Origin of the sequence: Mycoplasmopsis agassizii, from assembly GCF_002272945.1 — a bacterium.
Classification (GTDB): Bacteria; Bacillota_I; Bacilli_A; order Mycoplasmatales; family Metamycoplasmataceae; genus Mycoplasmopsis_B; species Mycoplasmopsis_B agassizii.
Map to the genome: position 1 here is coordinate 101018 of NZ_NQMN01000002.1, position 16624 is coordinate 117641.

The 16624-nt window shown below is 27.5% G+C and carries 11 protein-coding genes; 6 read left to right on the forward strand and 5 right to left on the reverse strand.

What is annotated here, in order from left to right; translation table 4 throughout:
• Positions 1–22: 22 nt before the first annotated feature.
• The 4 genes from CJF60_RS03105 to uvrB form a co-directional block, all read right to left on the reverse strand.
• Positions 23–3118: a DUF31 family putative serine protease gene (locus CJF60_RS03105; RefSeq protein WP_084231969.1), complete on the reverse strand. Its 3096-nt coding sequence runs from the start codon at positions 3116–3118 to the stop codon at positions 23–25.
• Between the two features lie 175 nt (positions 3119–3293).
• Positions 3294–4319, reverse strand: a complete 1026-nt coding sequence (gap, locus tag CJF60_RS03110) for a type I glyceraldehyde-3-phosphate dehydrogenase (protein ID WP_084231968.1) — start codon at positions 4317–4319, stop codon at positions 3294–3296.
• A gap of 215 nt (positions 4320–4534) precedes the next feature.
• On the reverse strand, positions 4535–5437 hold the full coding sequence (locus CJF60_RS03115) for a methionyl-tRNA formyltransferase (protein ID WP_084231967.1): 903 nt from the start codon (positions 5435–5437) through the stop codon (positions 4535–4537).
• Positions 5427–7403, reverse strand: coding sequence for an excinuclease ABC subunit UvrB (gene uvrB / locus CJF60_RS03120; protein ID WP_084231966.1), 1977 nt, complete (start codon positions 7401–7403; stop codon positions 5427–5429). Before uvrB ends, CJF60_RS03115 begins: the two co-directional genes overlap by 11 nt.
• A 219-nt stretch (positions 7404–7622) precedes the next feature.
• On the opposite strand from uvrB, the gene CJF60_RS03125 reads away from it, so the two are divergent.
• The 6 genes from CJF60_RS03125 (at position 7623) to CJF60_RS03150 (ending at position 15754) form a co-directional block, all read left to right on the forward strand.
• Complete coding sequence (locus CJF60_RS03125; protein WP_084231965.1) at positions 7623–9467, forward strand: P68 family surface lipoprotein; 1845 nt, start codon at positions 7623–7625, stop codon at positions 9465–9467.
• A gap of 238 nt (positions 9468–9705) precedes the next feature.
• Positions 9706–10530, forward strand: coding sequence for a hypothetical protein (locus CJF60_RS03130; protein WP_084231964.1), 825 nt, complete (start codon positions 9706–9708; stop codon positions 10528–10530).
• Between the two features lie 657 nt (positions 10531–11187).
• A complete protein-coding gene (locus tag CJF60_RS03135; protein ID WP_084231963.1) occupies positions 11188–12102 on the forward strand; it encodes a hypothetical protein in 915 nt (304 codons plus the stop codon).
• 226 nt (positions 12103–12328) lie between these two features.
• Positions 12329–13201, forward strand: coding sequence for a hypothetical protein (locus CJF60_RS03140; protein WP_084231962.1), 873 nt, complete (start codon positions 12329–12331; stop codon positions 13199–13201).
• Between the two features lie 152 nt (positions 13202–13353).
• Positions 13354–14478 (forward strand): hypothetical protein, encoded by a 1125-nt coding sequence (locus tag CJF60_RS03145; protein WP_084231961.1) that lies wholly within the window; start codon positions 13354–13356, stop codon positions 14476–14478.
• Between the two features lie 130 nt (positions 14479–14608).
• Positions 14609–15754, forward strand: a complete 1146-nt coding sequence (locus CJF60_RS03150) for a hypothetical protein (RefSeq protein ID WP_084231960.1) — start codon at positions 14609–14611, stop codon at positions 15752–15754.
• Positions 15755–15811: 57 nt separating this feature from the next.
• On the opposite strand, the gene CJF60_RS03155 is transcribed toward CJF60_RS03150, so the two are convergent.
• Positions 15812–16552: a phosphotransferase gene (locus tag CJF60_RS03155; RefSeq protein ID WP_084231959.1), complete on the reverse strand. Its 741-nt coding sequence runs from the start codon at positions 16550–16552 to the stop codon at positions 15812–15814.
• Between the last annotated feature and the right edge of the window lie 72 nt (positions 16553–16624).

The following is a 16624-nucleotide window of genomic DNA, read 5'->3' on the forward strand; positions in this document are numbered from 1 at the left end:
GTTGATATCAATAAATTTGTGTTTATCTAAAATCGGGAATTCGATATTTTTGATCTCCACCTTTGTCTTGATTCAGTTTTTTAATTGTATCGTATAAAGTATGATTTGCAGGTGTATCTTCAAGTGGTGTTTTACCACCGATTACATCATAATAACCTTTAACTCTAAGTTGTACAATTTGACCAAATATTTTTGAATTAGGTGGTCATTTACTTCTATCTTTTGTTTGAAGTGAAACTCCACGATAAATTCCTAAAACTGAATTATCATCCTTTGAAAATAAAACACTTCCAGATGAACCGCCACCTACATTTAAAAATCTTACAGATTTTGAAACTGATATATGACTATGTTTAGTAGATTTTTCTTTAGTATCTTCACCATTTTTTTCGTAAACATCAAGTGAGCCAACAACTTCAAGTGGATCTTCTCTATCAACGTTTTTTAATCCATTGAACTGAACCATAAAGTCTATTTTATTAATTTTAGTTAGGATAAATCCACTACCGATTTTCTCATTATGTTCACCACTATAAAGTTGATACTTCTCATTATTTGTATTTACTATATTAGGTACAACGGTTGCGGGAAAAGTACCAATTAAACCAGTTAATTTTAAGTCTTCGCTAGTTTTATCATAACCGTCTGAATCAGGATTAAATGTTGTGATTGCAAAACTTAAATCTTTAAAACTAGTTGGTGTATTTGATGCAAGAGTTTCAATGAATCTAACATTTCACAATCTATCTTTTTCAGTATCTCCGCTACTTTCTGTTAATGCTTGTTCTTTAAGTTGTTTGATTCATTTTCTTGAATCTGTTTTGTCAGTAACTTTTGCAAGTAGTTCTTTTTGTTTTTCTGATAAAAGATTGATTTTCATTACAGCAAAATCAACACCTAACTTCTGCTCTACTTCTTTTGTTTTTTCATATTCATCAAATGTTTTGATTTTTGTTAGTGTTTCACCACCGTTTTGACTATGATTATTTACTTTAGCCTGTAAGCCTTGAGCAGCGTAGATAAAATCAATTTCAGAAGAATAATTATAGTCTGCACCAGTTAATGCAGTTTGAGTATCATCTCAATTACCCTTACTATTTAGTCTTCTCATAAACTCATCTTTATTACCATATTGTTTAAAAGTTGATCAACTATAAGTACTTTCAGGATGTTCTAGTTTTCTTTCTAAAAATGCAGTGTAAACATGTAGATTAGTTGCCACGTAGTATGAATAAAAGTCAGGATCTGTTCAATCAGTTGAATTAGAAGCTTTGCCAATTAGCCAACCTGTGCCCCCTAGAGAATTTCATACATTGTCTTTTTTGAAATTGACATGTAAAGCAATTGTACGATCTTTCAAGAATTCAAATTGCTGTCTTTCTTCACCTGTTCTTGTTACATCAATAGAGGCAGTTAAATTTTGTTGTGCTTCATCGCTCTGTGCAACTTTAAAAAAGTTATACATGTTATCACTATCAAATTTTTTGATACTTGAAATTGTTGGTGCTAATTTTGGAGTATTAACAGATTCTTGTTTTTCAGAATCTTCTTTAAGACCTCCAAATTTTAAAAACAATCTTTTTCGAATATTTCTGTCAGATTGTAAATATAAGTTATAACCAAGCATATATTGGCCATCAGATGATTTATTAATTGCAAAAGGATTTGCAATTAAATTCATATCTTTCGATTTGAATGAAAATCTGAAATACTTATTATAGTTTCTAAGGTCATTAGTTATTTCAGCTTGTGTTTTAGTTTTGGCTAAGTCAGTTAAACTAACTTTCACTTCACTACTTTCAGAAACTAAAAACTGATCAACATCTTTGAAGTTTCTTACATAAACAACTTTTTTAACTGTTGTACCTTGTCCATATTTATTTTTGGCTAAATATCTGAAACTAAGTTGATGTTTTGCATTATCAGGATTTAAATCTGAAAAAATTAATTCACTTGCTTTACTATCATTACCAGTATTACTTGTATCGCTTCATTTTAAATAGTTTTTTAAGTCAGCAATTGTAACTTCTGAAGCATATTTTTTGGCTTCAACTAATGCCTTTTTACTTTCCTCTGTAAATGAAATATCTGGATTAAAGGGTGTTAACGCACTAAGTGAAATTGTCTCTTCTTTTGAGGTTGAAGTTGCGCTATCTTTTTGTAATTTGTACTTAATTTTTAAGGTTCCTTTTTGATCATCCTTTTCAAAATTAAATGAATTGTCTAGGATAAATGTTTCACCACTTTTTAATCCTAAAATACTTATTTTTTCTTCAAAGTTTTCTGTTGTAACTTGACTAGGTTTTAGTGATGAATTTTTAGGAGAAAAAACAACATCTCTAGAATTTAAGTCTTCCAAAATAGTTTTTAAACCAGTCACTTTAAAGTTGTATTCAGTTTCAGAAAATTCTTTGGTTTTTTTATCTTGTAATTTAAAAGAAAACTCAGTTTCTCCTTTAGCATCATCAAAATTTATTATGCTTAAACTTGTCATTTTGAATTCACTAGTATCAATTGAATTTGTTAAGGTATCATCAAAATTTGAGTTATTAATTTCTGAAGGAAGCACTTTATTTTTAATAGTAAAAATTATACTATTTTGTTCTGGAAACACTGGTTTTTGGGGCTTTTCAGGATCTTTTGGTGCTTGAGTAACGGGTTCATCTTTTATTTTATTTGGATCATCTTTTGGCTCTGAAGTAGAACCAGATTTTAACTCTTGTTTTGAAGCATCATCTTTTTTAGGTTCTTCAGTTTTAGTTGTAGTAGAACCAGAAACACCTGCTTTAGGAGTTGAATCTATAGGTTCATCCTTTTTAATATTTTTAGGTTCCTCATTTGCTTTTGTCTGATCATCTTTTTTGTCAATTTTAGTTGTATCACCTGTTTTTGTTTGATCATCTTTTTTATTACTTTTAGGATCAGCATCTTTTTTAGATGGGTTACCTTTATCAGGTTCTTTTGGAGTGTCAACTTTAACAGGATCTTGAACTTTTTTAGGTGGTAAATCAACTGGATCACTTACTTGTGAACAAGCTATTAAAATTACAGGTGCAGATGAAATTGCAACTGTAAGCAGTGAATTAATTAAGAATCTTTTTTTATTTATTTTTGCCATATTTATACCTTCTTGAAAAAACTGTTTTTATAAATTATATTCTTCTAAATTGATTTGGTGGTTTTTGGCTAAAAAATAAATATTTTTACAATTATTAAGGCTTTAATGCTATTTTTGGTTTGCACAAAAAAAGATGCCCAAAAGAGCATCTTAAATTGTTTAGTTTATTAACTGATTATGATAATTCAGCAACGTGGATAATTAGGCGAACTAATTGTGAAACGAATGACATTTCATTGTCATATCATGCAGCAACAGTTACAAGTTCGTGACCATCTCTACCATGATTAACTTTTGTTAAAGTAGCATCTAGAATAGCTCCGTATGTACTTCCTAAAATATCTGATGAAACGATTTGGTCTTCATTGTATCCAAATGATTCATTTGAGTATTTTTTCATTGTTTCATTAATTTTTTCAGCTGTTAAACCTTTAGTTTTTAATACTAATGTTAAGTCTGAAACTGATCCAGCAACAACTGGAACACGTAGAGCAGCACCATCTAGGAATCCTGATACGTTTTTAACAACTAATCCGATTGCTTTTGCAGCACCTGTTGATGAAGGGATAATGTTTTGTGCCCCTGCACGTCCACGACGAATGTCTTTTTTAGCAGGTGCATCAACAATAGCTTGATTTCCTGTGTAAGCATGAACTGTTGTTAATTTACCAACTTCAATACCAAATTCTTTATCCATAAATGCAACTAGTGGTGCAATTGAATTTGTTGTACATGAAGCAGCTGAGATAATTTTGTCATCTTTAGTTAAGTCAGTATGGTTTACGTTGTAAACAATAGTTTTAACATCGTTTCCACCTGGAGCTGAAATAATAACTTTTTTAGCACCTGCATCTAAGTGTAGTTGTGCTCCTGCTTTGTTAGCAAAGAACCCTGTAGCTTCAATAACAATGTCAACACCTAGTTCACCTCATTTTAGGTTACGTGGGTCTCTTTCAGCTGTTACGATTACTTCTTGAGCATCTTTTTCAGTTCTTCCTACTAAGAAACCTTTTTCTGTTTCTTTTAAGAATCCGTTAAATGTTTTATAAACAGTGTCATATTTTAATAGATAGACAATGTTTGCTTTATCTGTTAAATCATTAACTGCAACTAGTTGCAGTTTCCCTGGGTAAGCATCGATTAAACGACGTAATGTTGTTCTTCCAATGCGCCCAAATCCGTTAATAGCAATTTTGATCATAATATTGCCTCCTTATATATTTTCTGTTTTAATTATAAGACTATTTTTTAGAAAAGCAAAATAAATTTTGAATAGTTTTTGCAATATTTTTAGAGTTATTTTCGCTTTTTCAAAAATTTATTTTACAACTTCAAAATATATAAAAAAATTAAAAAAGTCACTTTTTTGCTTAAAAAGTGAATAAAAACCAACTTTTTGCTAAATTAATTATTTTTCTAATTTTTAGTTGGATAGATTTTAATTCGTTTTTTTCCTTCGAATTGATAATCAGTTAAATAGATAAATGAATCTCTTGTTTTGACTTTGATAAGTGAAGGGTGTCGCCTCACTTTTATGTCTAAAATTTCTAGATTTTCGACTGCAAAATTAACCTTGACTCTTTTATTATTTATCATTAAAAATGCACCTGGGTTTGTAGCAAAAGCTCTTACTTTATTAATCAATTTTTGATTAGAAAAATTTTCTAAATCAAGTTCAGCATCACTTTTTTGAAGTTTAGGAGAAGGTACAACTTCATCCAGATTCTGAATAATTTCTGAAAAATTTCCAGTTTTAAAATCAACTAGTCATTGCACGATATTTTCAGAAGCTAAAACTGCTAATTCCTTAAATAAATCATCTGCTATATCAGTTTTTTGAATCTGATATTTTGCAGTTTTTAAGATATTTCCAGCGTCCATTTCTTTTGACATATAAATCAAACTTAGTCCACTAAACTCGTCCCCATTTAATAAACTGTATTGAATCGGAGCAGCACCACGATACTTAGGTAAAAGTGATCCATGAATATTTAAAGATGCTAATTTGGGTAGTTCCAAAATTCTCATCGGTATATATTGACCATAACTTGCTGTTAAAAAAATATCAAAATTTAGTACTTTTAACTCTTCATAAATAGTCCCTATTTTTTCAGGAGTGAATAGCTTAATATCATAAAAACTAGCTAATTCTTTAACTTTATTATGTTTTAAATTCAAACCCCGACCTGCTGGTTTATCAGGCTGAGTAATAATGGCAACAACTTCAAAATTTTCAATTACTTTTTTAAAAGATGGATAAGCAAAATCTCCAGTACCTGCTAAAACTATTTTTAATTTATCCACTTTATTACCTTTCATCTGCTTTTAATTCCAAAATTAAATCTCTTAGTTCAGCAGCTCTTTCATAATTCATTTCTTTAGCAGCATCTTTCATTTGTTTTTCAAGTTGCTTAATAACTTCATCCTTAGCAAGTACTTTTTCTTTTTTCTTTTTCTCGCTACTTAAATAGTAACTAACAGCGTTTTCAATGCCATGTCCTTGAATAGGTTCAGGAATTGGTTTAATAACTGTTTTAGGAATGATGTTATGTTCTTGATTATAAGCAATTTGAATTGCCCTCTTTGCTTCGTTATCTTCAATAGTTGCTTTCATACTTTTACTAATTGAATCAGCATACATGATCACACGCCCGTTTTGATTACGTGCTGCACGACCAACTATCTGAATCAAGCTTCTAGTATTACGCATAAAACTTTCTTTATCAGCATCTAAGATGATGATTAAAGAAACTTCTGGTAAATCAATACCTTCTCTAAGTAAGTTAATTCCGATTACAAAATCGTAAATTCCTTTACGTAATTTACGCAAGATTTCATCTCGTTCAAACGTAGTATGTTCACTATGGATGTAAGCAACTTTTTGTTTTTTAGATTGAAAATATCTAGTTAATTCTTCACTATAACGTTTGGTAGTTGTCAAAATTAAACTACGTTCATTTTTAGCAATTTGCTTTTGCAATTCATCATAAATATCTTCGATTTGATTTTCACTTTTGCGCACTTCTATCACTGGATCTAATAGACCTGTTGGTCTAATTACTAATCTTGTTGCATAATCATTTGCTCTTGCTAATTCATATTTTTCAGGTGTTGCTGAAACATAAATTTTTTGAAATTCGTACTTTTCAAATTCTTCAAATTTTAAAGGGCGATTATCAAGCGCACTAGGCAGTCTAAAACCATATTCTACAAGTGACATTTTACGAGAACGATCACCTTTATACATGGCGTGAATTTGTGGAATCATCATGTGTGATTCATCAATAATCATTAAAGTATCTTCAGGAAAATAATCTAATAAGGTGAATGGTTTTTCACCTTCAGCACGCCCATCAAGATGGCGTGAATAATTTTCAATTCCAGGTGTCATGCTAAATTCTACTAAATTATCAATATCAGTTTTAATGCGTTGCTCAAGTCTTTGTAGTTCTAATAATTTATTTTGCTGTGCAAATTCTTCTTTGCGACTTTCAAATTCTTCTCTGATCAATTTGATCGCATTTTGCATAGTTGTATGGTTTGTGACATAAGCACTAGCAGGATAAAGGGTATAGTTTTTATAAGTTTTGACAACTGTTTTATTTAATGGATCGATTAAAGAGATCTTTTCAATTTCATCACCAAAAAGATCGATTCTAATAATATTTTCAGTTGTTCATGAAGGGTAAATTTCAATCACATCGCCTTTAACATTAAATTCACCAGGGCTTAATGAAACATGATTTCTTTCATATTGTCTTTTAACTAGTTCAAGAAAAAATTCTCTTCTTTTAATAGTTTTACCAACTTCAATTTTCATAAACCCTAGTTCATATTCTTCAGGATTTTGAGTACCATAAATTGAAGCAACAGAAGCAACAACTATCGTATTACGTTCTGTTAATAAACTATTTAAAGTGCTCATACGCATCGCTTCAATTTCTTCATTTCTTGCCGAAGTTTTATCGATATAAGTATCTGTCGAAGGCAGATACGCTTCAGGTCGATAGTAGTCAAAATAGGAAATAAAATACTCGACTCTGTTATCTGGAAAAAACTCTTTTAACTCTACAAATAGTTGACTAGCTAGCGTTTTATTATGAGATAAAACGATCACAGGTCGCTGCACTTGTTCGATTACACTAGCAATTGTAAAGGTTTTCCCTGAACCAGTTACTCCTAGTAAAACCTGATCTTTTTTACCTTGATTAAGACCTTCAACTAATTCTTTAATGGCTTGTGGTTGATCACCTGATGGTTGATATTTGGAAACTAATTTAAACATTAAATAAAATTATATAACTAACCAGTGCTTTTTAATCTCTAATTATGGCTTTTTAAAAGCGCCTAAAAAATTAGCTATAGTTAAAAATCGCATTAAATTTGAAAAGATTTCAAATTAAATTAAATTTTTACATACAATATTTAAAATAATTACATTTTAGTTTTTTTTCGCTCTTTAGGGGTTAAAATAGAGAAAAAAGAAAACAGAAAAGGAAAATATATGAAAAAAATTAAAAAATTAGGGATTGCTTTAGGTGCATCTCTAGCAGCAGCTGCTACTTTAACTGTGATTGCCTGTTCAACAACACCTGCTCCAAACCCTACAAAGCCAGCTGATAAGATCGTGTTTGCAACGGCGCAATCAAAAGTTTACCCTCTAACCATTGCCTTGAATAAATTGGTTCCACTTTATAATGAGCAACAAAAAGGTACAACCGACTTTTTAGAAGTGAAATTTCAGGACTCAGAAGCATCAAAAGCAACAAGTGAATCACAATTAGGAGCTAACACTATCTCTGCTTTTGAAACTAATAGCAATGTTGCAAACCTTTTATTAGGAAATAAGGGTACTGCCTTCTTAATCAATCAATACGGAAAATTACTTGATTTATCTAAATCAGAAATTAAACCTGGAATTTTCCCAACTAAAATTTTAAATGGGCACAATAAATTACCAGGTCAAAGTATTGATGCCAACAAAATTTATAACATCCCATTCGATGTTACTGATGTTGATTCACTAGCATTCAACCTTGATATTATGTGAAAACTTTTCACAATTATTAAAGGTGCTGGTGGTACAGTTGATGAAACTACTGACCTTTATAAGAGTGCTCAAAAAGCGTCAACTTCAGGACATGATGGTATTCCTGCAAACTCTTTATTTAGCATTATTGAAGCTAAATCAAGTGATGCTTTTAAAGATTATACAGTCAATGCCGACACTTTCAAAAGCATTAAATCTGCACAAGATTTTGCTAAAAAAGTATATGAAAACGTAAAGTTTCCAGAGGATAAAATCACTAAAAGTATGACTGATGCAAGAGTTTTTGCACTTGATTATCAACAAGATACTTTATTTAAAGATATCAATAATCGTTTAGATGGAAAGTTTCTTTGAGATCTAAAAGCAACTGCAGAATCTGATAAGAAAAAAGGTGCTTCAGTTATTGATTTTACTTTTAAAACAGATGCAAATACTGCTACTCAGTTCAAAACAGTTTGAGATGAGTACATGGCAAATAATTTACAAACTGAATTAAAAACTATTGATAGTGATAAAAAGTCATTTTTCTCAGTTCAATACATGAGTAATAATAATCAATGAGCTTCTTGAGAAATGAGAAAATATAATGCAGCCTTTACTTATGTTGCAGCCGTGGGAATTGAACAATCAATTTTAAGTCCTACTTCGATAGCATTTTTTGATGGAAAAAATAGTGATGATAAAGCTAATTGAGCTCATTATGAAGACATTGAACACCATCCACAAGTAATGCTTTCAACCAATCAACTTAATACTAAAACCTATCTAGAAGGTGGTTCAAGTTTAATTGCTCTAACAAAAAATGATGTTGAAGATAAAGCAACTATTAAGTTTTTAAATTGGCTTTACAAAGGTAAAGTTAAAGTCGATAAACTAGATGGTTCTGGTAAAGAAGAAATTTCAGTTAATGATTTTATCATTCGTGAATCAGGTTACATTATTCCTACAAGTGAAAATTTAACTCAAGCTAAAGTTACCGAATTAAAAACATCTTTAGATACTTTAAACACTGAAATTAAAACCTTAAATGATAAAGCAGATAAAACTGATGCTGAAAAAACTAAACTTAATAAGTTAATTACAAGACGTAGTTATACAAAAACTGCTTACATTTCATTATTATCATTAATGAAATTTATCGATTCTTCAGATGTTCATTTATTAAATTTTGCAGTAGATAAAACAGCTTCAGAAATTGCTAATAAGATTGCTAGCTTAATGTTAGAAACCACAAAAGAAGGTGGTTCAAAAATTACTGGTGATAAAGCATTTGAAGAAATTTCTAAACTAGTTAAATAGTTAATTAGATTAATCAAAAAGTTAAATTCAAAATATTTATTTAACCCCACACAAATTGAAAGGGATTTCAACTTGTGTGGTTTTTTATGCTAATTTTTTAATGGTTATTATACAACTGTGAAAATGCTAAAATGTTTAAAAATGAAAAAAATTTTCCAATAACAATTTTATATTAAACATTTACGAAATTTATTATAATTATATCGTTACTAAAATAATAGGTCATAAGGAGGGATAAATGGAAAATACACTTTTTATATCTAAATTAATTGTGTTTATAATTCCTATTGCAATCTTTGCAACAATTAATTTAATTTTGTACTTAGTGTTTTGATCTTATTTTTATAGAAAGACCAATGACTCTTTAATTAGCAAAACAGGTTTATCCAAAAACTTTGTTTATGCATCACGTAAAGAAAACCATAAAATATATTTTTTTATTTATTGTTGAGTATTATTATCAGTTTTAGTTATTCAAATTGCTCTTTTTATAGGTGGCTTAGTATCCTTTGCAAGAGGGAGATTTTTAAGCATCACTGCTTTAACAGATGATTTAGCCATAGAGACTTTTAGAAATGAAGGGTATAAATGACTAGGCATTTCTATTGGTGCAAATCTTGGTGTTGATTTAATTTTTATTTTTACATCATACATAACAAAAAAAATCATAAGATCTAAATCTGACAATCAACAATCAAGAGTTGATAACGATGAATTGTTAACATACTCAGGATATTCAATTTCATCTGAAACTTTGCCTCTTGAATTTGACCATAATTTCAGAAGAAGAAGAATCATAATAAAAAAATTACAGACTATAGCAGAGAAAAATATACAAAAAATTATAGAATCAAAAGAAAATTTTAATTTAGATTCTAAAATTTATGTTGAGTTATCTCAATATGTAGTTTCTTTATGAGTTGCAACAACTTTAATGAATAATCAACTAAGAAACGAACTTATAAAAGAAAAAATTAAATTGATTCTATTGAAAATTGAAAATTTTAGAAATTATCGTCAGGATTTATCAGACACTGAAAATATAAAAATTGCAAGTTTCTAAGACTCAATTAAACAGTATATAAATATTATTTCAATGAACTTTCTTTCAAAAAGAAAGTTCATTTTTTTGAAGAGTAATAATTTTACAGAAATTATATCTAGAAATTATTTTAGATCATAACAAAAAAGTCCTTAATTAATGTTGGTCAAAATATTTACTATTCTTAGTTTTTATCATAAGTGAAATTTTTATTTTCTATTGCCTATAAAGTTGGTTAATATGCAGAAAAAATAATTATATTTATTAATACAAATTAACTTTTGATAAACATTCTATATTTTATTAAATGTTTTGGAAATTAGACTGATTCACAATACTCTAAATAATGAAAATTAAATTAGTTTTTAAATTATCAAATGAATAACATAAAGAATAACTTTTTTCTAATTTTATGAATTGAAAAGGAATTTACGAATTACTCATTTTCATATTATTTTATTTTTAAATTGCTTTTAATTAAGTATAAAACTTATTATTCATCAAATTACTCGATAATTTTTGTTTATTCATATGCAATTGATAAATATTCAATAAGTTTTTGATTTTTTTTAAAAATTAATGAATATTTATGGTAAATTATTTTTGGGAGATAAAACTTAACAACATAAATAATATAAAATTACATAACATATCTCCCGGAAACGAGGAAAATATAATATGAAAATTAAAAAGAAAACAATAATTTTTGGTGGATTAGCAACCGCTGGTTTAGCAGTTGGTTTAATTACTCCTGTTATTGTGTCTCAAACAAACAATACAAATGCACAAGAAAGAGCATATGTAACAGATGTTAAAAGAGGTGTTGCTAATGTTTTTGAAAATTTTGGAAAACAAAATAGTGGCGAATCAGCAGCATCATTATTTTCATTAAATACAAATGGTGAAAGTAGTGTTACATTACCTGATTTAGATGCATCAACAATTTCAAAAATGCAATCAGTTGCAAATGAATTTATTGATAACTATCTAACTAATTTAGAAAATCAGCAAGATGTTAAATCAGCTCTTGATAATTTCTTAAAAGATAAAAATATTGATATTTCGCAATATGATACATCAGGCGCAGATTTAACTAGCCAAGTTGTTGAAGATAGCGAAGAATTAGAATCATACAAAAGTTATTATTCATCAAGTAATTACCAGACAGTTAGATCTATTGCAGCAGATTTTAATAAGAGTTATAAAACATCATTAATTGTTGCAGGTGTAGCTGGCGCGACTGCAGCTGGTTTTTGAGCTGCATCATTCTGAACTTTTGGAGCAACTGTTCCTTGAGCTGTTGCAGCAACAACACAAGCAGCAACATATACTGCACAAGGGCTTATATTCCTTGGAGCAGAACAGTGAATTTTATCACAACCTTCATATGTTCTTGCTTCAACATTATATGCAATTAGAGAAACATATAAAGATTTAAAGTTTTACTATGATCTTATTCAAAACGTTCGCAAGGTAATTACAGCAGCAAAAGTTATTAAAACTGTTACTTATGCAACATCTTGAGCATCACCTGTTATTGCAATTGCTGCGTTTATACTTGAAACATTATTAAATAATTATGGACAGTATTAATATTAATGTCAAGACAAATGTATTAAATAAAAAAGAAAATTTAGAAAAAGATATATTCTACAGATTGTCTGACCAATACCATCTAAATAAATTTTTACAAACAAAATTTAGTTGGTTAATATATCTTCCAATTGTGGGAACTTTTTTACTGATTTCGCTTTTTCAAAAACAAGTTCTAGTTAATCTAATAGATCGAAAACTTATATCAAAAGGAAAAACTAAGTTTATGATTTTTCTTGCATTGCCATTTATTGTTTTTGCATTAATTACCATGATTCTTGCTTTTATTTTATTTTTGCATCCTAATTTAAGTATCTGAACAGTAGAATCTAGAATATGAATTTTACTTTTTGTAGATTTATTTTTGCTATTTTGATCCTCGGCTACCAATAGAATAGTTATTCAAAATTTAGCATCAGTTCTAAATATAGATGAAACAATAGATTTTCCAGATGATTTTGAACCTTATTTTAACAGTCAAATCATTGACAATGGTAAGTATTTTAAAAATCTTTACAGTTCTAGAAACAAAAGATTAAATAGATATTCACTAAGTGAAAATTTAAAAAGTATCCATGAAGTAGAGATAAATTCTGATTATAGAAAATCACTTTTTGCAGATAAAAAAGAGTACAAGTTATGAGATGAAAATAAAGCTACTTTAAGTAGATTTACTAAAAGCGATAAAAAGAAAGATTTATCAATTCCATTTTCATGATTTTTTAATTATTTTAGTTTTGTTGGAACACTTAATCAAAAAGCAATTAATGATAAAAAGATTTCACTATCAAAAAAACTAAATAATTTAATTTTGATAAATTGGATTTTTGATATTCTTGTAACTATTTCGCTATTTGTATTTTTATCAAGCATTTATACAGGATTTTCTTATCTTCAAAATTTATCAGGTGCATCTGATTTAAATAATACGGTATTAGTGTCAAATGATTTTATCTATAATGTAAATGATGTCATCTTACACTGGATTTACTTTCTTTTATTCGTTTTATCATTTTCTGTGGTGTCACTTTTTAGAAATATTATTGTAAAAAGCGTTGCTATTAAATGATGTACAAAAGAATATTTGAATGAAAAATAAAAATTTATATCTTTTAAATTCGATTTTAAAAATAAGGAATTATTAAATATTTTTTTTACAGAATGTCCAAAATGCAAAATTGTTTTAGTTCATTTTAAAAACTCTAATTGTTTGAATGTGTTTTGTACTTTAATTAGTAAAATATATTAATTATGAAAAAAGATTTTTTATCAGTTCCACCTAAAGATGACAAATATTTATTATATAAAATGTCTGACCAATATCATCTATTAAATTTTGTGAACACAAAATTTACTAAATTTATTTACATTCCTTTAATCGGAACTTTATTGTTTCTTTCGTTATTTAAAAGAATGGTGGTTGTAAATCTTGTAGATAGAGGTTTAAGATATAGATATTCAAGAGCAATCTCACTAAGATTATCAATGCACTGAGTTTTATTTATTCCTATCACTATAGCAATCATCCTTCTTTTATTTATTTGACCAGTAACTAGATTGGAAATGTTATTTGAGTGAAAACTTTTATACATATCGATACCCTTTTTAGTTGCTCTTGTATCATCACCTTTTTTTGTTTTATTTGTTGTCAAAAACATTGCAAAAATTTTAGAGGTTGACAAAAACATAAAGTTTGCAAGTGACTTCAAACCATATAGAAATAGTCAAATCTTAAATAATGAAAATTATTTTAAAATTCTTGCTAAATCTGTAAATAAAAAACAAACAACATACTTTTTAAGTGAGAACTTAAAAAGTATAAATGAAAATGAAGTAAGTGTAAACTATACATATTCAAAGGTAGATGAAATTAGAGAAGTAAGACCATATATTGGTGATCCACTTAATCCACTTAGTTATATAAAATATAAAACTAGTTGAAATCAGCAATTAGAAAAATCTTTAAATAAATCTTTTCCACTTTCTAATTTATTTAATTACTTTAACTTTTTATCTAATCTTAATCAAAAAGCAATAAATGATCAAATGATCAATTTATCTAAAAAATTATCTAAATTAATTACAATCAATTGGATAATTGATGTACTTATATCATTAGGATTATTTATCTTTTTATCAAGCATATACACAAGTTTTTCATATTTACCAAGCATTCCAAATACTACTGATATTGAAAATATTTCACTAGTATCCACTGGTGCTTTATATGAAGTTAAAAACATTATTTTACATTATGTATATTGTTTAGTTTTTGTTATATCATTTGCAGGTTTATCAATTGTTCGTAATTGATATGTTAAAACACTTGCAGTAAAATTATGCCAACAAGAATATATAAGAAATTTTAAAAAGTAAGAACATAAAAAATAGCCAGCTCAAAGTTGGCTATTTTATTTTCTACATAACTAATTATTCTCTGTTTTAACGCCATCGATTTGCATGATTTTGTTTATATTAATAAACTAAAATATATTAAAATAATTTCATGAATAATAGTGATTTAGTAAATCAAAATAATTGACCATCAAACGTTTTTTATTTCAAATTATCAGACACATACCATTTAGTAAATTTTGCAAATATGAAATTTACAAAATTAATTTATGTTCCTGTTATAGGAACATTTTTGATTTTCCACTTATTTAAAAAAATGGTTTTAACTAATTTAGCAGATCGGTGAGTTAGATACAATATTGGCTTTCGTTTTAACGTTTCTGTTGGTGCTTTAATGGGATTAGCAATACCTATATCAGGTGTAACTGCAACATTTCTATTTATTTTTGCATTGCTAAAAAAAGAGGATCCTTATTTAATAGATACCAAATTATTAATAACATTTTCGCCGTTTCTAGCCAATCTAATTATTACTCCAATAAACAATTACATTGTAATCAAAAATCTTGATAAGATTTTGTGTATTGATAAGAATTTGGTTTTTGAACCTGATTTCATTCCTTACTACAATAGTAAAATAAATAACAACTTTAATTGGTTAAAAAACCTTGAAAAAGTCTCAAATAAAAGAACGGGTAAGTATTTTTTTAGTGAAGGATTAGAAAGTATTAATCAAAAGGAAATCACAACAAATTATTTTAATTCAGAGTTAATTGATAGAATTGAACATTATACTATTTACCTTGGTAGATTTGGTGGTATTCCTATAAAAACTGTTTATTACACTCGTAATCAAAATTACGAAAAATACTATAAAAGAAATCTTTTATTTTCTTGGCTATTTAACTACTTTACATTTATTGGATTAATTACACAAAAAGCAATTAATGATAAGATGACTTTACTCTCAAAAAGACTAACTAAAATAATTATTTGAAATTGAGTTTTAGACATTTTATTTACTGTATCTTTATTAGTTTTTTTATGTTCTATTTTTTCAAGTTATTCATATTTAAGTAGTTTAGAAAATCCTGATAATGCTAAGCAAATAGTTTTTGTGTCTAGTGGTGCAAGATATGAATTAGTTGATGTAATTTTACATTTTGTGTATGCTTTTATTTTTACTTTTGGTTATACCATTGTTTCTTTAATTAGAAATAGTTATGTAAAAAAATATGCCATTAGAATTGCTCAGAAAGCATATTTAAGAAACAATCCTCAAAACATAATTAAATAAATTTAATTTAAAAAAGTCTGCAATTTCAGTGCAGACTTTTTTATGTCAATTGAAATTTTATTTCAAATTATGTTTAGTTCGATATTCATTTAAGAACTTATCAAGTTCATAAATACGATTAATATATTCTTGATCATCAAAATATTTTACAGGTTGTACATTAACTCAAAGTATTACTAAATAATTGACAAAAATTTTATGTTGAATAATTTTTTCATAATCATATGAACCATAATTATCAAGCAGAATATCTTCTTCTTGATCAGTTAATTTACCACTTTCAATAAAGTAAGCTAAATCAAAATGTTTATCTCCTAGCGAAGCATATTCTCAATCAACGATTCAAATTTTTTGTTCTTTATCAACTATTAAATTAAAAGGAAATAGATCATTATGTACAGGTGTAGTTGTATCCATATTTCTTAAGATCAAATTTATTCTTTTAAAATAAGCATCGATCACATCGATTTTTAAATTTTTTTCAGCTAGTTGTTTGCGATAAGTATTAACTCGATCACGATGATTAAATTTAGGAAATTCTAATTTTGAATTATGAATCTGTGCTAGCATTTTTGCTAGTTTTTTTAAGTTCTCTTCAGATTTAATAAATTCTTCGCCTTCAATAAAATCTCACCTAGTATGAGTAGGTGTATTTTCGATCAGTTTAGGTACAAAATCCAGCTTACCTAGGACTTGATAATCAATACGATGATTAAGTGAATTATTAGTTTTCACTTGGTAAAAATTGTTACCATCACGGTAAGAATTGTTCGTCATACCTTTATTAATTTTTTCCATATTTACCTCAATATCTATTAAATGATTAACTTTTATTTTGCTATAATTATATTAAATTATTTTTTTAAATAA